This is a genomic window from Butyricicoccus intestinisimiae (assembly GCF_018918345.1).
GTDB classification, from domain to species: Bacteria; Bacillota; Clostridia; order Oscillospirales; family Butyricicoccaceae; genus Butyricicoccus_A; species Butyricicoccus_A intestinisimiae.
In genome coordinates this window covers 24,067-44,205 of sequence record NZ_JAHLQI010000007.1, presented here as the reverse complement: position 1 = coordinate 44,205, position 20,139 = coordinate 24,067, and the positions used below count along the sequence as shown (strand labels likewise).

General features: G+C 39.7%; 20 protein-coding genes. 1 reads left to right on the top strand and 19 read right to left on the bottom strand.

Annotated features, from left to right (window positions below; all coding sequences use genetic code 11):
* Nucleotides 1–2 precede the first annotated feature (2 nt).
* Nucleotides 3–305 (bottom strand): hypothetical protein, encoded by a 303-nt coding sequence (locus KQI75_RS11815; RefSeq protein WP_216471007.1) that lies wholly within the window; start codon nt 303–305, stop codon nt 3–5.
* A gap of 72 nt (nt 306–377) precedes the next feature.
* Entirely contained in the window at nt 378–5,864 is a 5,487-nt protein-coding gene (locus KQI75_RS11810; RefSeq protein WP_216471006.1) for a hypothetical protein, read from the bottom strand.
* A gap of 180 nt (nt 5,865–6,044) precedes the next feature.
* Between KQI75_RS11810 and KQI75_RS11805 the strand changes: the two genes are divergently transcribed.
* Entirely contained in the window at nt 6,045–6,509 is a 465-nt protein-coding gene (locus KQI75_RS11805) for a hypothetical protein (RefSeq protein ID WP_216471005.1), read from the top strand.
* A gap of 434 nt (nt 6,510–6,943) precedes the next feature.
* Here KQI75_RS11805 and KQI75_RS11800 read toward each other — a convergent pair whose 3' ends face one another.
* The 17 genes from KQI75_RS11800 to KQI75_RS11720 form a co-directional block, all read right to left on the bottom strand.
* Nucleotides 6,944–9,223, bottom strand: coding sequence for a phage tail tape measure protein (locus tag KQI75_RS11800; RefSeq protein WP_216471004.1), 2,280 nt, complete (start codon nt 9,221–9,223; stop codon nt 6,944–6,946).
* A 10-nt stretch (nt 9,224–9,233) separates the two neighbouring features.
* Nucleotides 9,234–9,659 (bottom strand): hypothetical protein, encoded by a 426-nt coding sequence (locus KQI75_RS11795; RefSeq protein WP_216471003.1) that lies wholly within the window; start codon nt 9,657–9,659, stop codon nt 9,234–9,236.
* A 1-nt stretch (nt 9,660) separates the two neighbouring features.
* The gene (locus KQI75_RS11790; RefSeq protein WP_216471002.1) at nt 9,661–10,185 is read right to left on the bottom strand and encodes a hypothetical protein; all 525 of its coding nucleotides are present in this window, start codon (nt 10,183–10,185) and stop codon (nt 9,661–9,663) included.
* Between the two features lies 1 nt (nt 10,186).
* Entirely contained in the window at nt 10,187–10,666 is a 480-nt protein-coding gene (locus KQI75_RS11785) for a DUF1064 domain-containing protein (protein WP_246566649.1), read from the bottom strand.
* A gap of 143 nt (nt 10,667–10,809) precedes the next feature.
* Entirely contained in the window at nt 10,810–11,103 is a 294-nt protein-coding gene (locus tag KQI75_RS11780) for a hypothetical protein (RefSeq protein WP_216471001.1), read from the bottom strand.
* Entirely contained in the window at nt 11,103–11,903 is an 801-nt protein-coding gene (locus tag KQI75_RS11775) for a hypothetical protein (protein ID WP_216471000.1), read from the bottom strand. The genes KQI75_RS11780 and KQI75_RS11775 overlap by 1 nt, the downstream gene beginning before the upstream one ends.
* Before the next feature lie 42 nt (nt 11,904–11,945).
* The gene (locus KQI75_RS11770) at nt 11,946–12,662 is read right to left on the bottom strand and encodes a hypothetical protein (protein WP_216470999.1); all 717 of its coding nucleotides are present in this window, start codon (nt 12,660–12,662) and stop codon (nt 11,946–11,948) included.
* On the bottom strand, nt 12,655–13,125 hold the full coding sequence (locus KQI75_RS11765) for a hypothetical protein (protein WP_216470998.1): 471 nt from the start codon (nt 13,123–13,125) through the stop codon (nt 12,655–12,657). The genes KQI75_RS11770 and KQI75_RS11765 overlap by 8 nt, the downstream gene beginning before the upstream one ends.
* Nucleotides 13,125–14,096, bottom strand: a complete 972-nt coding sequence (locus KQI75_RS11760; RefSeq protein WP_216470997.1) for a hypothetical protein — start codon at nt 14,094–14,096, stop codon at nt 13,125–13,127. Before KQI75_RS11760 ends, KQI75_RS11765 begins: the two co-directional genes overlap by 1 nt.
* Nucleotides 14,093–14,398 (bottom strand): hypothetical protein, encoded by a 306-nt coding sequence (locus KQI75_RS11755; RefSeq protein ID WP_216470996.1) that lies wholly within the window; start codon nt 14,396–14,398, stop codon nt 14,093–14,095. Before KQI75_RS11755 ends, KQI75_RS11760 begins: the two co-directional genes overlap by 4 nt.
* Nucleotides 14,373–14,837 (bottom strand): hypothetical protein, encoded by a 465-nt coding sequence (locus tag KQI75_RS11750; protein ID WP_216470995.1) that lies wholly within the window; start codon nt 14,835–14,837, stop codon nt 14,373–14,375. Before KQI75_RS11750 ends, KQI75_RS11755 begins: the two co-directional genes overlap by 26 nt.
* Before the next feature lie 11 nt (nt 14,838–14,848).
* On the bottom strand, nt 14,849–15,406 hold the full coding sequence (locus KQI75_RS11745) for a hypothetical protein (protein ID WP_216470994.1): 558 nt from the start codon (nt 15,404–15,406) through the stop codon (nt 14,849–14,851).
* 35 nt (nt 15,407–15,441) lie between these two features.
* A complete protein-coding gene (locus tag KQI75_RS11740; protein WP_216470993.1) occupies nt 15,442–16,464 on the bottom strand; it encodes a hypothetical protein in 1,023 nt (340 codons plus the stop codon).
* A gap of 15 nt (nt 16,465–16,479) precedes the next feature.
* Nucleotides 16,480–16,971 carry a hypothetical protein gene (locus KQI75_RS11735; protein WP_216470992.1) on the bottom strand — a complete coding sequence of 164 codons (492 nt, stop codon included), beginning with the start codon at nt 16,969–16,971 and terminating at the stop codon, nt 16,480–16,482.
* Between the two features lie 21 nt (nt 16,972–16,992).
* Nucleotides 16,993–18,420 carry a hypothetical protein gene (locus KQI75_RS11730; RefSeq protein WP_216470991.1) on the bottom strand — a complete coding sequence of 476 codons (1,428 nt, stop codon included), beginning with the start codon at nt 18,418–18,420 and terminating at the stop codon, nt 16,993–16,995.
* Nucleotides 18,421–18,481: 61 nt separating this feature from the next.
* On the bottom strand, nt 18,482–18,664 hold the full coding sequence (locus KQI75_RS11725; protein WP_216470990.1) for a hypothetical protein: 183 nt from the start codon (nt 18,662–18,664) through the stop codon (nt 18,482–18,484).
* Complete coding sequence (locus KQI75_RS11720) at nt 18,654–20,129, bottom strand: hypothetical protein (RefSeq protein ID WP_216470989.1); 1,476 nt, start codon at nt 20,127–20,129, stop codon at nt 18,654–18,656. Before KQI75_RS11720 ends, KQI75_RS11725 begins: the two co-directional genes overlap by 11 nt.
* Nucleotides 20,130–20,139: the final 10 nt, after the last annotated feature.

Sequence of the window (20,139 nt, the reverse complement as noted above, 5' to 3'; positions counted from 1 at the left end):
CCTCACCGAGTCCAAGTGTTTTTAAACTCTAAAAATTCTTTTGTATATTTTGATTTTAATTGTAAAGCATCGTTCATGAGTTTTTGATAATCTGTAACGATTTGTTTTGCTGATTGAATCGCGTCTTTATATTCCGAGATAGTTCGAGAAACTTCTTCACATTCTTTAACTCTTTCTTCTCGTAATTGAGACAATTCTTGTTCAAGCGACTCACAACGTTCTTTATAGGAATCAATCGTTTGTTTAAATACACTGTTTTGTTCCAACAATTTCTGCATCTTCTTACGAGCAAACTTATCAAACAAAAAAACTTATCCTTTCTCAACTGTTGTTATGATATTGAAAAAGCTCTGCCGCCGCGGCGGCAGAGCTTTCTATTATTTCCAATGGTAATTGTTCTTCGATAAAGAATTCTTACCAGAGATGCAGCCGAGCACCATGTCTTTCATCATACGCTCATACTGCTTGTCCTTTTGCATCTGATTCATAAACTCCTGATAATTAGTTACATTCGGCAGAGAGAAGGTAACATTGATATTTGGAACTTCTACAGATGTCAGGTTACTAGATGGTTGAGCAGTTAACATTTTTGTTAAACTTGGAATGGTTGATGCACTAAGAGCGGCGTCGTACAAGTTAGATGATACACTTGCAATCTTAGTCAGAATTCTAGTTTGCTCCGGTGTGAGTACAGCTTCTCCCTTTTTTAAGGTATTAACTGTTATCATGTCATCACCATTATCAAAAGTGACCTTTTTGAGTCCAGCAATAAAACCACCGTTAGCATAACCTTGGGCTTTATAATTCTTTGACTTCGACCCTTTTCCAGATACCGTAGTATTCTTACTTGGCTGATAGTGTGTTTTCTTGATATTTGTGATGTTTCCCAAAGCAGAATTACTGCGCCGAATCCAACTCTCAATTTTAGACGCAAGTGTTGAAATACTTATGTCTACGTTGTTAATCAGTTCACCGAGAGTGTTTGTAGATGTGTTAAACGATTTGGTCAAAGTATCGGAGATCGTATATCCTACATCGCCGCTAACCTTATTTAACGTATCCATGATCTCAGAAGAATTGATATTAGACGAATTGATAAATTCATCAACAGCAGCTTGCAAATCATCCAGACGAGCATTCAGAAAATCTTCATGCTCAGTCTGCAACTGGTCTGTCAGCTTTTTAAGATCAGATACATACTGGTCGTATTCCGTATCTTGTAAATCTTCCTGAGCTTCCTTCAATTCCTTTTGCAGTTTTTGAATCATAGCTCTGGTTTCTTCGGAATCATCACCAGAATACGCATTCAACTGCTTCTCTAACGTACTTACCTTTTCTGTCGCGTTTGCGATTTTCTTCTGGTAATCGTACAAATCCTTCGCAGAATCAAGAGCATCCTGATAAGAATCAACTAGATCTTTGAAAGCGTCTTGTTGTTTCTTGATTCCATCTTCAATTAAATCTCCGATAGCATCCTTTTCGTCTTTTGCAGACTTGATTGCTTTCTGCTGTAACTCAAGAAGTTTCTCGCGTCTCTCAACAAGATTTTGATTACTTGGATCATTCGCCAGTTCAGCATCAATCTTTTTGATTGCATCTGCATAGTCACGAGCCTGATGAGTATAAGTAGCATAGTTTGCAGCATGTAGCCCAGCAATAGCATTGCCCTCATCGGTAAACGAACCATCATCATTGACTGTCTTTTTACCATCCAGCAAATCAATTAGAAAATCAGATTCCTGAGTTAACTGAGATATTCTGTCTTCTGCCCAGTCAAATTTATCCCAGTCGAGTTCTCTCATAGTTTGCTGCAAGTCGGCAACTGATTTATCGACTTTTTGAATACCAATAACGCAGTCTTCAATTTTGAGACGCATACTCCACCATTCGTCCGACCATTGCTTTACAGCTCCGGAACTAACGGCTTTATCTAACTGAGCTTGCAACTCATTCATCTCTAAGGCGTATTTGTCTCGGATGCGCTGCTGCATAGCAAGCTGATCTTCATAATTAAGAGAAGATGCAAAATGTCCACGCGCTTCTGCGATGCTGACTTTGTTTTCGTATTCGGTCTGATAATCTTCAAGCATTGACATCTCATTGTCAAAATGCTTTTCAATCGCGCTGAACTGATCTGTATATAGCTTTGCGATTTTTTGATCTAACTCAACAATATCTTGAGCAACATCCTGAGCAGCTTCCCAATACTTCTTATACTGTTCAATTAGTTTCTGTTCATCATCAGAATAACCATCATAAACATAATAGCCGCCATCTCGTACACGAGCCTTTAAACTCTCCGAAAGTTTAACTTCATTCGCAGCTTTCATATAAGCTGTATAAGCTGATCTCTGACCAGCCAGATTTTTCTGAGTTTGAGAAATAGCTTGTGCGTATGCGGCAGTTCTTTCATCTAATTGACGATATGCGTTTTCAGCCGCAGTTGTAAACTTATCCAGAGCTGTAGACAGTCTTTTAAGTACAATCTCAATCCAGTCAACAGAGTTCTTATTTGAACCATCTGCAAATGCGGTACCAGAAGCAAAAGCGGTAGGGGAGCCGTTTGCATTTGTGCCATATACACGAGCATGAGAATTGGTGACATAACCACGCTTCAATAATTCTTCGGTCTGCTTGTGATTGAATACAATATCTCCACGGCGTAATTTTGCAAAGGTTGGATAACCATTGTTAAAGGTGTGCCATTTACCATCACGAACGACAATCTCTGGTCCCAGTTCGTTAATAAGAGATGTTTGGTCTTTCTTTAGGCTCCAATCACCAGATGCTTTAGCTGTTCCATTAAAATGAGAATTTTGTTGCGAACGAGCCGTGCCGTTAAAGTGAGCAGTTCCATTGAAGCTCTTGCCATTTCCACCGCCTCCAAAAACTGTTTCCTTAATCGTTTTGAGAACGGTAGTAATCGTGATTGTTTTGCCTTTTAAGCCACTTACCTTATTTGCGATTGATCTAAGCGTATTCGATGCTGCATCCTTAGCAGCTATCTTGAACTGTTTTCCAGCGATACGAATTGCGGATACCGCACCTAAAGTTGAAATTGCTTGAGCTGCGTTTGCGGCAACACGAACAATAGGATTAGAAGCTCCAACCGCAGAAGCAGCAGCTTTTACAGTTCCAAGCTGTCCGGTGGTGCTAGTAGCACCGGAAGACGAAACATTGACTGTTGCACTGCCACTAGCACTATCTTTAGCGGAGGATACGAGTCCAAGTTGAGCTACGACACCATCTGTACCAGAAGTGGTTGTTGTAGTAGTGGTAGTAGTATTAAGCTGTCGAACATAGTCGACTGCTACTTGAAATGCCCCAGAAGCATTGTCCTGAGCCATCATCTGTGTCACGACAAAAGTAGGAAGATCTCCTAAATAAGAAGCACAGGCTAGTACAACACCAGTCATGTCATCTTGCGCGATTAAGTTCGTAACTTCATTCTCTGGAATACCTAAAATAGAAGAAGCAACGCTTTGAATTGTGCCGCTTGCATTATCTTCGGCAATTAAATTGACAACCTTACTATCGTCCAAAGATTGCATACTTTGCTCGGTGGCTTTTAATTTATTATCCGCATCTGTTGAATCTAACCCAAGTTTGACTTTTAGTTCGCCAAGATCTATGCCCATCAGATCAGCAATTTGCTGCAAAGCCTCATCTGTTTTAGCTTCTACTTTTGCTTCAACTTTTTTGCCTTCCTCAGAATTGATCCACTCATTGAACGTAGCTTCGGCTACTGATGTATCAGTTTCCGCAGTAATCTCTGGATGAGCATCCCTGAACGCAGTTAAAATTTCACCCTTGATAGATGAAAGATTACTGATCTGAGTTTGAATGCTAACTATTGCTTTTTCGCTTAGTTGATTTCCATCGAAGTCTTTGCCGGTTGCAAGTAAGCCTTGTAATTTACCAATAGAATCATTCGCCATTTTATATTTAGGCGAAATTGTGATAACTGCTTCTTCTGTCAGGTTCGTACCTTCCAGCAGAATTTTGTTTCTTTGCTCTTTTAAAGCAATCAGTTCAGCAAGATTTTCCGACTTAGATTGATTATCACCACTGTTTGTGACAATATCTTGAACATGGTCAATTTGTGCTTGAATCTCAGCTAAGTCATATGTTAGCTTCATGTTCAAAACGATGTCTTTATCTAGCTTAGATAGATCACCATTTGCAGCATCAATCTGAGCTTGAAAGCTATCAATAGACTCTCCGAGTTTCTTTTTTGTGTCACCAGCATCCATCGAATCGTACAATTCTTGTAAGCTGGTTAACTCTGCTTTAGCTTTTTCTAAATTCTCAGCAGCACGCGGAAGATTATCAAACGGAGTAGAGATGTCATAATCTTGGAATGCTGACAATGCAAGTTCCAGAACGCCAGCAGAAGTACCGAGTTCTTTTGCTAAATCGTCTGTAGTTTCAATCTGTTTACCGGCAGCAAGAGCGTTATTACCAACTTCGGTAATATCTTTTGCCCACTGTTTCATTCCAGATTCAGTGGTAGAATACGCACCTTCTTTATCTTTAGACAGATACTTTTCTAAGTAATCTACATTCTTTTGATAGTTTTCCAGACTGGATTTAATGTCTGTACTACCGCTCATAAATGTAGACACAGATTGGAAGTCATCTGTACCTGTCTTGCCAGCTTTCTTTAACTGGTTTGCTTTACTCAAGAAATCTAAAAACGAATCGAGATTATCTCCACCATTTTGAGATTCAAATGCAGAAGCGATACCAGAGAAGGAACCATCTACCTTTTGTACAGAACTTGAAGCGTCTTCGGCAGCTTTGGCAATATCATTAAAGTAAGCACGTAAATCTTTGTTGTTTGTACCTAAGTCTTTAGCAGTTAGACCTAAGTGGGCCAGTGCTTCGTTTACATCTCCACCAGATTTAGCAACACGAGTCAGATAATCTTCGATACCGCTATGTCCCATATCGGAAGAAAAGAAAGTATTTAGATTGTTCAGAGACTTCTCTGTACCGGTCATATCCAATGAGCTATAATCAGATAAAATCTGTTTTGCAGAGCGCATAGCTTCAATCTGATCGGCATTTAAAACACCTTTTTTATAAGCAGAAGCTAGTGTATCATATTGTTCTTGAATAATAGAAACATTTTCAGAAAGATGATCTCTGTATTCGTCAATTTCTTTTCCGTAATTGTCTACTTGCTTTCTGTATTTATCTTCGCCGCCCGACTCGTTAAAGTTTTTGTATGCTTCTTGCTGATCTTTTTTCAACTCTTGAAGTTTTCGCAGATCTTTCTGGACGGACTCAATAACATTTTTACTGGTTGTATGCTGGTATGGACCAGTAAAAGACGTAGCGTCTCTATCGGATAAAGTTTTAACACCGTTGGTTTCTTTCAAAGCATTTGTTGCTGTTTGAGCAGCTTCGGTAGCTTTTGTTTTAGCAAGTTTTTCTTTGTATTTAACTTGCTGCTCTAATTCTTTTCTTTGAGCTTGCAGCTTAGAAAGTTCAGCTTCATCCGTCAAGCTGATTGTACCAGAAGATTGAATTTCTTTGATTCTTGAATTGGTAGTCTCAAGCTCAGAGTTTAACGAACTCAATTCTGTTTGAGAACTCTGATATTCCGATGCAGAATTTTGCGCTTGCTCTACGGCATCATCAAAAGCATGAGCTGTTTTATATGCAATAGCAGCGGCTATAGTTAATCCAGCTACAAGGTATGTAACCGGATTAGTTGCCAAAGCAACGAAGAATGTTTTAGCTGCTGCTCCGGCTGCTGATAATGCAGCTCCAAATCCTACAGTAGCAGCAGAAGCTCCGGTTTCGGCAGCAGCTAACCCTGCTACATTAGCTGCTGCTGCTGCGGCTTCTCCTGTCAAACCAGACTTAGAGATAGCAAGTTTTTTAAAAATATTTGGGATACCTTGCAGAACTTGTGCTGCTGCTTCAACTTTCTTTAGATCGCCAAATGCACCATTTAACTTTTGTATATCAGAGATAAAAGTACCTATTGATTTAAATGACGTATCATGATATAATATACAAAAGGATGTGATAATATGGCACTAGTAAAATGTCCTGAATGTAATAAAGAATTTTCTGAGCACGCCGAATGTTGTCCGAACTGCGGGTGTCCTATGTCTGTAATCGAGCAGCAGAAAGAAGAAGAAAAAATTATGCAAGAACCTGTTGTTCAAGAATATGCTGCGAAATTTAAATGCGAAAAATGCGGTGGAACAGAGTTTCATCTGAAAACAATAATTCCATATTTGTGTGGAGACTGTTCAAATTGCGGCGAAACATGTACCGTTATTCGTAAACTAACAGATGCGGAATACATTGTAGCAAAACGTAAGATACAAGAAGAAATTGAAGCCAAAAAGCCACACTGTCCGTTTTGCAATTCTACAAACTTAAAAAAGATTGGTGCTGGCAGCAGATTGCTTTCTGTCGGTACATTGGGTTTAGCTGGCGCAAAGATGGGAAAAACATATCATTGCAACAACTGCAAAGCTAATTTTTAAATGATGAAAAGAATCGCTGTAAAGCGGTTCTTTTTATTTGCAATTTTAAATATGGACTATACATTATCTGTCCAGCCTATAAGGTCGGCAGGGCAGAGAGGATCGGTAGTCTCTGAATGTCCAGTCTGTAAAAAAGATTTTCTCGGTTTTATCCGCATATATTCTTTACCATGTGTCAGACTGTGCACTGCTGATTGGAGCACAATAAAAGATGACTTTTATTCGCAACACAATTTTTTAAACCATTACCGTTTATCGTCACCGATTCCGTTTTGGTATTGTGTAACTTCTCGTTCCAGCAAAGCGGATTGCAATACCGCCATTACTCCTCTAGGTAATATAAAGAATCTCATCGAGCATAACGCTCGCCTATATTAACGCCACTTGTTTACAACACCATTTCCGTTGTATTCTTGTGCGCGAAGTAGGCCCGTTTAAATCATAGGTATGCAACCGTGTTTAAGTTGACCAAGATTCTTTACGAGTTCGAAAATGCCAAATGCTCCCGCTCCGGCAATCGGAACTGCAAGACCATGTGTGGCAGATACAATTTTATCAATGACTTGGAGAAACTCGTTAGCTCCTGTCACGGCGGCTTTAAACAAATCAGAACTCAGTAAGTCGGTAGATAATGTCTGGAAGGTAGAGCTTAACTGAGACATTTTACCTTCGATTGAATCCATGTATCGAGAGTTCTCTTGCATAGCAGAGCCACTGCTGTTCAGTGCAGTAGACATAGCTTCCGCACCCTCGCCCATGTTTGTCATCAAAGACGAGAATAAGTTTGCCTGTGTCGCGCCAGCAATCCATGTTGTAATGTTTGCTTGCTGCACAGTATCAAGATCTCCCCACACTTTAGAGAGGTCTGTTAAAATTTCATACGTGCTTTTAAAATCGCCGTTTGCATCGAAGATGTTCACGCGACCATTCGTAGCATTCAAAAGCTGGGTCTGTAATTTTGTAACAGATTCCGCTGCTCCGTCACTCTCTAAACCAAGAGCTTCTAGTTCGCCCTTAGTGCTACGCAGACGCAGAGAAATCGTTTTTAAACCATTACCAACTTTTTCTGGATCTTGTAAGCTGTTGTTACCAGCGACTACTAATCCGATTGACTGCTCAAGAGAGTTGCCAGAAGTAGAAAGAGCAGAACCGGCTCTGGCAAGAGCATCGCCAATACCCTGAGACGTTGTAGCAGTCGTATTACCGACAGCATTGAATTCGTCAACAATTGACGAAACATCTGAAACCTCTTTGCCATATGCTTTCATGGTCGAGATCAAAGACTTGGTTGCTTCTGATACATCGTTGTACTCAGACACGTTTGTGTAAACGTTTGCCCACTTGGACAACTCTTGAGCATCACTCAATGAATTGTAACCAGAGCGTGACCATTCAGCCGCAGATAAAACAAGATCAGATGTTTTGGTGCCAATTTCTTGAGCGGTCTGTTGTGTACCGTTCAAGAAGTTTGCATAATCCTGCTTTGATCCATCAGTTGTTTTCTTTAAATCCGTCATTGCAGAGTCCATCTCTCGGACTTCTGTGGAAATAGATCTAATTCCCTGAATGACGGTTGCAAACATCATACTCGATGCTAAGTAAGTTCCCAGTTCTTTTGCCTTGGAAACAACCTGCTCAAAGGCCGTTGAACCCGTAGCACCAAACTGTTTTGCAGAAGACATTCCATCTCGAATAGAAGTGCTCAGTTTGCTGAACTGCTCGTGGTCAATTGTTTTTGTAGACTCGTATGTGGACTTTACTTCTTTTAGTTGAGCTTGTAACGAAGATAGATTACCGAAGTTTGCTGCTTTCGTATTGTTCGCCATAAACTCGTTAAAAGTGCGAGATAGTGTATTTAATTCTCTGAGATCAGAAGCAAGCTGTTGTGCAGCTTTAGAATCTTGCTTATATTGCTCGGCAGCATTTTTAGTGGCGGATTTCTCGCTGATATTAAGGTTGGCTTTAATAGTTGCCAAAGACTGAGCCAAAGCATTCAGGTCAGACTTAGAAACATTCGCAGCAGACTGTAATTTTTGCAACGCAGCAGTAGCATTATCTAAATCTGGTTTTAAAGATTTTCCGGCAGCAATTTTTAAATCGAGTTTTTCCGCGCCTTTTAATGCATCGAACTTGCCTTGAAGATTCGCAAGTGTTTTACCTAACTGTTCAACTTTTGCGTCTGCATTTGTGATACCGGTTGTATCAATGTTATCGAGAACATAGAAGCGTTGATCTCCTACTTGCTGCAACGTATAATACAGCCGTTGCACAGCACCATCAACACTCGTAATTTCCGCAACAATCTGCTGATCGTTATCAAAAGAAAAATCCCAGTTGAATTTGTAGTTACCTAGTTTATCCAACTGCGACTTGATTTTATTAAATTCTGAAAAGGTCTGGTTCGCATTGAATCCTTCGGAGATATTAACTCCGGAGAATCCTTTTGAGAACTGCTGCTTTAATTTAGCAGCGTTTCTTTCAATGGTTTTTAAGCCACTTGTGACGTTGGAAAAATTGCCGTCAATAGTCAGCTTAATATTTTTATTGCGATACCCAGATATAAAACTGTCGATAGTATTTTTTGCCTTACTAACATCCGCTGTGACATGCACCGGAATATCTGGAATACTACCTTCAAGTTGAGACTTTAGCTGGTTTTTACTATTTGGATCAAGTGTTACACCAACTCTAACTTTCATATCGCTTACAGCCATTCGCTATCACCTACTTTGTGAAACCTTGGTTTACCATATTTTTTACAAGCGTTGCATTCATGGCAGATTGCATGAGTGCATACCGTGGAACAGCCGGTCTACGATAAGAAGTATTTTTATATCCAGAGCGGATGTATTTGATTAAATCCATCTGCCCACCAACTTCCATCATATAAGCGTGACTCATCGGAGTTGGTTGCCTTTTTGGATTTTTCCAGACAGACGAACGCGGAGATGCAACAGGCATGACCGCTCCATCTACAGATGTCCCTGCACGACTAATAAAAGTTGCATAATTACCTACGCTGCTTAACGAAGAACTTTTCCCCGCATAAGAAGCAGCGTATTGTCTCTCTGTCTCAATTACCGTAGTGCGCACCGCAGTCTCGATAGAAGACATAATAATCTTCTCTAGTTGCCTCCACGTAACTTCCATATTATTTATTTACACCTGTCAGCGGCTTAACAGAATCAGACGTTTTGTCTGCTAACCATTGCGGCAATCCGTCAAAGTTGACCAGAGCTTGCATAATATCATTAACATCATTTAAGATGTTCTGAAAACCGATAGCTGAACAAGCTCTCTTTTCATCAGCATCTAACTGTTCCTTAATTGCAAGATAAATATCTGACAACTGATTCATAGAGGTGTTTGCTTCTACGGTATCCCACAAGTCAGAATAACATAACATATAACACATATCAGTTTGGTCGGCTGGCAGATCTGCATCTGTATATGCGTTAATTACAGCAAATCTCCAAAAATACTCCAAAAACTGTGGGTGATATACTTCCTTGCCATCTGCGTTTGCGAACTTAACACTGTTCAAAACAATATTGTATAAGTCATTCATTTCAGACGCATTCAATAATTCTTTGATCTGAATCGGATGAATCTTACCGTTTGGATCAATCCATTCAACAGTTGTTACCTTAGTGTTCAACTCTTTGATGTCTAACATATCATTTTCCTTTCTTATCTAACGCGCGTTGTTTTTTACGAGCTTTTCTTGCTTTTGCAAGGGCTTCGTATGTGATCCAGCCGCCGTCAATTTTTGAGTAAGAGATCCATTGATAATCAATATCTGGATAGCGGTAAAAAAAGAGTTTCCTCTTTAACTTTGCGGTTGCATCCGGCATACCTTTTATATCTATAACAACTTGATGACCATCAGCGTATGTAATTACAAAATCTGCAACGTAGTTGATCGGTCGAATTAACATATCATTATGTTTAAAAGAAGGTTGTAAAATATATTTAATTTGACGTTCTGCTTTTAAAAGTTCTCCGGATAATAATCGTGGTTCTATATAATCTCTTGCAAACTTCATCTCAACAGCAGAATCATATACGACACCATTCCAAGTGCGCTTCGCAATGTCAGAACTTACATTATATTTTGAGGGCATATAATCTCCTTTGTCAAAAAAGGGGACAAGCATAAACCTGTCCCCTTAAAATTTATAAATGATCTTTTGCCCATAAAGCAAAACATGCTGGGGAACAACAGTGATTCTTCCAAAAGAAAAATATTTCTTTGGGACAATCACAAATTCGATACTCCTTCCCGCAGACTTCGCAAGTCTTAATCATTTTTATGCTCTTGTGATTTTTTCTGTTTTCTGTAAATCTCAGTTATCTGATTCTTTACAGAAGGTCTGTATGTAGCAATTGTCTTTTTAGATAATCCAATCCGATCCAAACCTTTTGCAGCAACATCAGCATCTCTATCATTATCATATTGTGATAAGATAGAGTAAATCATATATTCATCTGCGCAGCAAACTAGAGTGCGCCACGGTGAAAAGGTAGCGACCTTTTCACACGTTGGACACACTTTATATTTATTACCGCAGATAACACACTCTTTGATAATCATTATGCTGCGTCATTGTCCGGAACGACAATGTAGAACAAATTCTGATTGGTGCCGCAGTAATCAACCATTGCTTCCAGAGAGAACGGGTGCTTACCATCAGTGGTCAGGTTGATGCTTGCGTTGTTATCCAGTACAGCGTTCGGGAAGACTACGAAACCATAATACTGTAATGCCTGATTACACTTATCACTAAACAGAACCTCAATCCAGAACTCGCCAGCAGAGGTTACAGCGTCAGCATAGTTGGTAATCTGAACAGCATTCTCCATCTCGGTCTTGTAATAAACGCAAACAAAATCACCGTCAGATACACCAGAAGTCGGCATGGTGATAACCTTTGCAGATACACTAGCCTCGCCAGCACTGGAAGCAGTACCGATCTTAATATACTCGCCAGTCAAAGACTTACTAGCGTTCATCTTACCGATAGAAATCGTACCAGTAACCGGAGTGTCTTTCAGAGTTACTTTGCCACCAGTAACTTGAAGCTGCTCTCTACGCATTGCCTGAATCTTTGACTCAGAAGTGCCTACTTTCTTAGCGGCACCAACCTGTTCTGCCATCAGACCAAGAGAGAACAGAGAGTTGGAACCAGAAAACGTTGCAGTCTTGGAACGGTTGAATGCAGCGATATGCTGACCCAGCGGGTCATCTGCATAAACCTTCTCGCCGCCGAGTTCCAGAGTCGGCTCCTCAATCATCTTCAGACAAAACTTCGGAGCACCAGTAGACTTATCGAACATAGTGCCGCTCAGCACATGGTCAATAATAAGCTCATCTACGTTGAAAGTATTAGCCATATATGTAACAACCTCCTAAAAAGTTAAATAAAAAACGCATCCTCAAAGAGGACGCGCATAATCTAAATATTCTTTTACCTCGGACAATTTCAAACCGAAGTATCCACCTGTGTACATCGCAGTAGCCATACGAATTGCTTGTACACGTTTTACTGAATCCATAAAAGCAAAGAAGGACATATCCCAAACTTCTTTGTGAGTGTATTTAAAATCGGAAATATTCACCATGGTTGAAACCAAAGGCATCAGTGTAGACTTTTGTTTCTGTGTAGCCAACATCGCTCTGCGTTCTCTAGCTGCACGAATCATCATTTTACGAGTGAGAGGAGTGGCTGCAACTTTCGGTTCATATTTAAAACCGAATATTTTACGAAGTGTAGAGGTTAATTCCTGATATACTGTTTGATCTATGTACAAACCTGTATCCGGATCAACTCGTAAAATTTCTCCGGTATTTGTTTTTTGATACAAAGTCATTTTACTAACGTTCAAATTTGGGAAAAGAAGTTTGGTATTTTCTTCATTAAAAGATTCAAATAAATTGGCAATAAAAAATATATATTCATCAATATCTTCGTATCTGATTCCTTGATCGTCTAACTCAGACATAAAATCATACGGTGTCGCACAGAACTGATAAACCATGGCAAAAAAATCTGTCTCTCCAAAATCAACAACTTCGCGTAAAGTAGGAGGGTGAAATTCAATTTCGCCAATGTAATCATTTTCTCCACGATAAAGTTTTAATTCATCAATCACAATCGGGCACCTGTGTCTCATTGGACACATACATCATTTCACGATAGCGATGAAACTCATCCAAACTGCTTTCCGTACTAGACATCAAGAACATTTTACCCCTGCCATACTTGTTGCTCAAATTTAGAATGTCATCTATTTTTGATGATATGTAATCTAAAAGCGTAGAACCAAATTCTGTTTTCATGTTCGATTGATGAACAATGACACAAACAGTCAAATAACTTTGCCGAACAAAATTGTCTACATACCGAGTCTCAGGAAATCCTGCGCAGACAGTCACGTAGCTCAACGTCTCAGTATCAGTAATCGGGACACGAAAATACGGAAAAATGTTTTGATAGAGCAAATCTTCGGGATCTTTAGCATTCGGATTCAATGCTTTTACAATATCTGGATCACGAATGATTTCCGTCATTGCTCTATTTTTATAAGTAATAATGGCATTGTGTAAACCCGACATCAAATCAGTCCTTTGATTTTTATTAGCGTATCAGCTTTATGCTGACCAGCAGCATCAGTCACACTGACTTTGACAAAGCTACCAATCAATGCCATATTGTCACTAACAGATAACTGGATGTAGTTATCAAAAACAGAATAGACCACATATTTTTTAATCTCGTCTGTCATTGATATATCAAAAGATAACGGTAAGACTACCGCGTCATCATAATGCGGAGTAATCGTCTTAGTCGAACCTCCGGCACGAACAAACAAATCATCATCGAAATACAGAGAAGGTTTATCTTCTGGCTTTTTGTAAGTATTATAATAATCCGCAATCATCAGTTCGATGTTGTCTGTTTCTCGATTTAGAGCACATTGCAGAAGCACAATGCTCAATAAACCATCATCATATCCGTAAGTCGATGCGTCCACATATGTTAACTTGTAAGCAGATGGAAAGTCTTTTCTCTTATCCAACAAAAATCTAAATCCGTTATCTAATTTGATTGTGTGCTCATCAATCGGAAGTAGCATGGAGAACTGACCGCTTGGTAAAGTGAGTCTCTTGTTTGGTGTTTCGCCTGTATTGAACTTGGTCGTATTTGTTAAGATAGTAGGATACTCTACAATGCTGCCATCATGCGGAGAAATAAAACGAACAACATCCGTGCAGGCAGTCATTTTACCATAGGCATAAATGCCATCATCTGCACTCGCGTCCGTAACCCAGTAATCATGATCGCAATATTTAACATGATTGCCAACACACAAAGGTTCTCCCGGCATTGCGATAATACCTTTAATTGTCGTATCGAATGTCGAATTGACAATCAAATTTCTAGGTTTACCGTTGATCTCCACGCTGCGATAAGAAGGACTTGTTGGTGCTAGTTCACGAATATCGTGAAGCAATTTATTAACACTACGCTCTCTGGTACTATTGCCCTGTTGCGTGAGTAAGGCGGTATAATCAGAAAAATTCAAGTATCCTCACCGGCAAGAATTTTTGCCAAACGAATGCACTCAAACACTGTAGCCTTTATATCTTCGGCAGAACAACCAGTTTCCACAAGGTGATTTAAGTGACCAATAATAGTCATCAAACAAACCTTGTCAAACACCTTTGTTAATATGCCAACGTTTCCGTGAAGTTCTCCAATTAGGTCACGAATATACTTATCGACAGTTTCCGGAAAGTCCTCGGAGATAGGTAAGATTTTGAAAATCTTACCGACAACCTTGTGGAAGTATATACGAGTGTCAGTATCGGAATAACGAATCTCCATTTTTCCTCAACCTCGCAATCTTACCAATATTGTGCGTATATGTATAATTCATCAATCTATTTGTTGCAGACTCACAAGCATTGTTATAAGTATCTCTCAATTCTGCTAACAGATTAGCAGGGGAAAATACCGTATAATCTTTTGTTGACATACCATTTCGTAGCTTTTCCGAATCATATAACTTATGCTTGAGCCATGCGACACGCATCATATCTACCAGAATTTCAATTTCCTCATCGGAAAGATCTTCCATAAAACACCGATTTTCCTCATCTCGGTTTTCAAGATCATGCAGACAAGCAGAGTTGAACTCTGTAGCAGCCGATATGATATAAGCATCTAAGACAGAATTTCTCTGTTCTTCTGTCATCTCAAGCAACATGTATTCTGCTACAGTTGGTAAAAATCTTTCAATGACAACATTATAATTGGTAGCCAAACTTATCACCATCAATTACTGAGAATGCTCAGACCAGTCGCACGCTCGACCGCTTTAATAACACCGATAGAGTCAATTCGTCCAGCAGTATATTCTCGATAAGCAACAATACTTAAAGTCTTTTTTAAATGATCGGGCAAAGTCTTAACAAGCTGCGCAATATGGTTCGGATGCTTTTTGAGAATCCCATATAAATCATCAATAGACTTTGCGCTGCCGTAATATTTGTCAGCGTGTAAAAAGTGCAAAACTTCTTCGTCATCAATTAAGATCCAGTTGTTCTCAAAAAATGCAGGGGAAGAATTTCTCATGCTTTGAAGTTCTGCTAGTTCAATATATTGTTCGCTTCCAAATTCGTCCCATTCAATTATCATGCCTTGCATACGGCGGCTTGTATAAACCAAAGGACCGACTGGGATAGATGATACACAACGCACCTTCATGTCCAAAGGCAAGGCGGTGGATGCCTTGCGCTTTGGAGCAGAAGATGACTGAGTAACAGAAGATCCGGTATCGGACTTTGCTTTAGCACGACTGCACACGAGCTTCTGTTGAGTTGATTCAGCCATTAAACTTTCTTTCCTTTCTTATCATTTATTTCAAATCACGCCATTACATACTTGCCGAACTTCTCATTAACAACAAGTCCAACGCCGTTGCGCTCAGTGTACAGCCACTCGTAAGTCAAGTCTGCATTGCTGGTCGGGTCCTTCTGTAAGATAAAACCGTCACCTTCGGTTACATACTTGATCGGCTTCTCATCAGAAGCAACAACCAGCAGAGCATTGTCGTTCAGGAGCATGGTGCCATCAGCCTTATGAGTCTGACGGAGAGCTACGCAGTCAGTACCAAAGAAACGACCAAGATAACCCTGATTGTTAATCTCATTTCTCATATCGCCGGAAGTCTTGTCAATACCATAAGCAATAGTACGCAAAGCCTTTTTTGTGCCATAAATAGTAGCAGTCTGATTGGTTTCAGCTTCAACTTCTGCAATCAGATCTAACAGAGTAGACTCATTGTAAGAACCGGTCTTGTAATATGTAGAGCCTAGAATCAAGTTGCCACTAGAATCCTTGCTGGTAGCATCCAGTGCGTCCCATGCCTTCATCTGACGCTCGTAAGCATCCTTCGCAGAAGATGCTACAGCTACGTCAATCAGATGATTAAAATCAACGCGACCGGACATTACGCGAACAAGTTCCTCGTATACCTTAATACCGCGAACCTCGGTCGGAATCGTAAATGTACGACCGCCCTCAATACGCTGACGGCGAATATGAGTGCTACCCTCAGCAATCGAAGCTACTGCCAGCAGCTCGCCTTCCTGAACATAAAACTCCTGCTCGTCACCTAGGGCAAGGTTACGATACTCTACAATGCGGTTTACAATCTCGTTATTGGTCCAGTAGTCGTTCAGTTCTTTTTGAATAACTTCTTCTACCAGAGCAAAGGTCTTCGGATCGCAATTACGCAGAGCACGAGCATCGAGCTTAGTGCTACCAAACTGCTCTAACAGAAAATCTCTCAGAGCACCCTGAACCTCAGACTTGCTGTACTTAGCGGCATCGCCAATACCGCGATGAGCATCTACAGCCAACTTTACAAAATCCTGTGCATTAGCCATTTATATCAATTCTCCTTACTCAGTAACCTTGATGGTGTAGAAAGTCATGAACTTCTTAACCTCTACGTCAGTAATAGTGCCAATTTTTGTATCGGTAGCTGCGACTTTCAGCTTGTGAGTGTTTGCTGCTAAACCAACTGCTGCGCCCTTGACCGGAGAACCGTCAATACCGTCAGCGGTAATAGAAAATTCGCAACCCGGAGTCAGACGATAGCCGCGAGAAACAACGCCAGCAGCAACCTCAAAATCACGAATATCTTTACGGACAGAAGTATCCTTAAAGATTTCCGGTACTGCGATCAGGACCAGTTTGTCAATAGATGTGGCAGCCGGAACATCAGAATAAACATGAGACTCGCGCTCACCATCTTCCAAAGCTCCAACCATTACGATTGAGCCGTTATCAATCTTTTCATAAGCGTCACTTTTCTTGTAACGACCATTTTCTAAGAATGCCGGATTTACGGTACCTGCCAGCATATCAGTGCGAACAACGGTATGTGCCATTTGTATTTACCTCCATGTCTTTTATTTGTGTTGCAATAAGCCACCATAGGTGTTATCGCGTTCCTGAACAGAGAACTTGTCTACCGGCATACGGATGCTAGTATCGAGTTCACGCACTTCATTTTTGTGAGAACTAAACGACTGCTTTCCGAACAGTGCAAAACACTGCTGCTCAATATCTTCAATTTCGTATTTTGCTTCGTTCTCTTTTAAAGTGTTGTATTCCTCTACACCGCCCAAAGCAGTATCAAAACGACTAAAAATTTCAGCTACCTGTGTATCACGAGCTTCTTTTAAAGTGTTCTGCTTGAACTCACGAAGGGTAGACAACTCTGCGTTTGCGGATGCTAACTCGGTGGCAAGATCGTTGATTTTCTCTGCGTATTCCTCAGTTACAGTTTGCTTTGCTTGAACAACAGCTTCGTCCACAATACCTGCAATCGGTAACGGTAATGCATCTGATTCATCATCGTAGTCTACATATTGCAACATCTGTCTCTTTTCAGTGTTCTCATCAATAACAGCAGAGCCGTCAATAAATGTATAAGAGTATTTATAAATACAACCGTCATCCCAGTCGTAAATATAAACGTACTCGTTGTCAAAATCCTCGACATAACCGTCTCGGCTAATTTCTGACAGTCCAGCACTCAATCTCTCACGAAGCTCGTTCACAGTTAAAGAGAACTCTGCGTTTTCTTTAACGAGTTTTGGATTTGCATCTTTGTTAAAACCTTGAACGAATTCACCCTGCTGCGGGTCATTAGCTATTGTGCTAATCGGATTTTCCACTTTTGTTCCTCCTATCTTACTTTCGTCATTCATAACTGTGTTATGATATTCCTCGATCATTTCTTTCATCTGCGCTTTAAATTCGTTTTTGCTGTAAACTTCTAATGATGCCTGCTCATAACAAGGCTCTGCGCTTTCTAATAAACAGAATGCTTCGAACTCAAAAGAATTGATATATAAAACACCGTCAGACAAATTCCCGTCATTGATCGCAATTTCCATACTCTGAGAGGTGATACCATTATTTTCGATTTTGTTATAACAAGCCTGCCGTTTCCACAAAATCACATTATCAATACAGAAGTAATCATGGATCACACCATCATCTTCGATTTGCTCCCAACGATAAGTAGCAGATTCGGGAACAACACCAACGGGTTCTGTGAACACAACGTATCTTATTTGTGCATCAGCGGTTGTAACAAACCCTTCATCGTGTTCTCCGATCGTATCATCTACTACACTATAATGAGCAACAATCGGTACGTTAAACATTGTAGAAGCACTTGATTCAAAAGCCTCTTTCGAGATTGAAGATCCATTATAATTCAATCCGGTATATGCAACTTTCAGAGTACCTAAAGCAAAAGATTTATTGAGATCTTGGATGTTTGTGACAGCAGTATCAAAAGTGTATTTTAATTTTTGAGTATTCAATTCTTGTATCACCTCCGTTTGATTATTTATTTATAAAAAAAATAAAAACCGTCAAAGACGGTTAGAAACAAAGTTTGTGCGAGATAATGCAAGAAGTATCTTTTGTAAATTTGAGAACTTGATTATTATCACAAACAAAAACAAATTTATTGTTTTCTTTTCCAATACAAGTCAAGCCTTCTGCTTTTAAATATTCAGCAGTTTTCGCATCAGATGTTTTTACAAAGCATTGCTTATCGGTCATTCGATTCGTGCACCTCCGTTTTTTCCCCAGCAACATCTGTGGTATCTTGAGCAGGTCTGCCAGCAGAAGAAGTAGTGTCAGATGATGATTGAGTATGAGTAGATGCGACCGGAACCATTTTTTCTTGTAAATCCATAATCTGATTTTCAAGCACAAGCAAACCTTCAAAGTCCGCAGACGAAATTCCAAATGAAGCAGCAGCAGCACATTTTACCGGGAAGCTGTACTGAGCTGCGGTCAACAGTTGGTTCTGTATATCTTTTTGGTTGTAAATGGTTTGATGCAAAAAGATCAGTTTGAAATGAATCGTACCCGGAAGTTGTTTTAATTTTTTGTTAATCCATCGTGCAATCTGATCCATGAGACTGTATACGATAGCGGCATCTGCTTCGATAGAAAGAGCAATTGCCGAACTGGATGTCACATCCGGATTGCCAAGAATGGCATTAGATGTACCGGCGGCAGCCCAGAAGTTGTTTTCACTCTGAACAACAGCGTCAGTATCTTGAGTGCTTCCAGATTTTTCAAAGTTTAAAACATTCATGTCCATCGGACTCATGCTGAATCCAATGCTTTCTGGAATCTCCGGAGCAATCTGTTCATAAAAGCTGGTTGCCATCGGCATGGGAATTTTAAATGCACCATTCTCAAATGGTATTTTCATGTTGATTAACTTATAATTACCAGTTTCCGTTTTGGACTTGGTTAATTCTTTGTAATCGGCAATATCGTAAATATCTGGAAACGTTCCGGCAAACGGAGGGATGATCGCTAAGGTGCTAGAATTTAATTTGATACATACAGAATTTTTGGGATTAAGTTCTTGCCATCTTTTATTGGTTTTATCGGTATGATATAATTCATACTTCAATTTAAATTCCATTCCGTAATAATCCAATAATTCCTGACGGCTATCAAAATATCCAAAATCAAATTCAAACGTATAGATACCATCTTCTACTGCAACAATTCTGCAATATTTCGGAGGTAGTTTCTGAATATAATATGAGTCTTTGGTTTCATATTCATACCCATAAAAGACATCTTCCAGAAAGCAGGTTTCCGCAATCTTAATACACTCTACGTGCAGATTCATAAGATCACATTGTTCGACTGCTTTTTTATACGCAGTCATGAAAGATTTCTTATTTACTTTTGAATTGGTATATACTTTCGTAGGGGCGAGAAACCAATTAAATGTGCCCATCTTTGCATAGTAGTTAATCAGTCTGCGATAATGACTCGATATATTATACAGATAAACAGATGCTTCACGCAGTTCATTCTCACGCAATTCTGGTTGATTCAAAATTTCTAATATGCGATCTTTATTAAACTTTGTATATACTTTATTGTAATTGCGATAACTACCCGGCGGTCTTAGATATTGTTTCGCCAATTTTGCATATCTTACAAAAGCATCTAAATCTTCTTGCTTTAAGTTGTTTTCTTTTTTGTCTGCCATTTGTACACCT

What these genes read in the sequence shown, in the direction of transcription:
- KQI75_RS11805 (WP_216471005.1), top strand. Translation starts at nt 6,045, where the DNA reads ATGGCACTAGTAAAATGTCCTGAATGTAATAAAGAATTTTCTGAGCAC.
- KQI75_RS11800 (WP_216471004.1), bottom strand. Translation starts at nt 9,223, where the DNA reads ATGGCTGTAAGCGATATGAAAGTTAGAGTTGGTGTAACACTTGATCCA.
- KQI75_RS11795 (WP_216471003.1), bottom strand. Translation starts at nt 9,659, where the DNA reads ATGGAAGTTACGTGGAGGCAACTAGAGAAGATTATTATGTCTTCTATC.
- KQI75_RS11790 (WP_216471002.1), bottom strand. Translation starts at nt 10,185, where the DNA reads ATGTTAGACATCAAAGAGTTGAACACTAAGGTAACAACTGTTGAATGG.
- KQI75_RS11785 (WP_246566649.1), bottom strand. Translation starts at nt 10,666, where the DNA reads ATGCTTGTCCCCTTTTTTGACAAAGGAGATTATATGCCCTCAAAATAT.
- KQI75_RS11780 (WP_216471001.1), bottom strand. Translation starts at nt 11,103, where the DNA reads ATGATTATCAAAGAGTGTGTTATCTGCGGTAATAAATATAAAGTGTGT.
- KQI75_RS11775 (WP_216471000.1), bottom strand. Translation starts at nt 11,903, where the DNA reads ATGGCTAATACTTTCAACGTAGATGAGCTTATTATTGACCATGTGCTG.
- KQI75_RS11765 (WP_216470998.1), bottom strand. Translation starts at nt 13,125, where the DNA reads ATGTCGGGTTTACACAATGCCATTATTACTTATAAAAATAGAGCAATG.
- KQI75_RS11755 (WP_216470996.1), bottom strand. Translation starts at nt 14,398, where the DNA reads ATGGAGATTCGTTATTCCGATACTGACACTCGTATATACTTCCACAAG.
- KQI75_RS11745 (WP_216470994.1), bottom strand. Translation starts at nt 15,406, where the DNA reads ATGGCTGAATCAACTCAACAGAAGCTCGTGTGCAGTCGTGCTAAAGCA.
- KQI75_RS11740 (WP_216470993.1), bottom strand. Translation starts at nt 16,464, where the DNA reads ATGGCTAATGCACAGGATTTTGTAAAGTTGGCTGTAGATGCTCATCGC.
- KQI75_RS11735 (WP_216470992.1), bottom strand. Translation starts at nt 16,971, where the DNA reads ATGGCACATACCGTTGTTCGCACTGATATGCTGGCAGGTACCGTAAAT.
- KQI75_RS11725 (WP_216470990.1), bottom strand. Translation starts at nt 18,664, where the DNA reads ATGACCGATAAGCAATGCTTTGTAAAAACATCTGATGCGAAAACTGCT.
- KQI75_RS11720 (WP_216470989.1), bottom strand. Translation starts at nt 20,129, where the DNA reads ATGGCAGACAAAAAAGAAAACAACTTAAAGCAAGAAGATTTAGATGCT.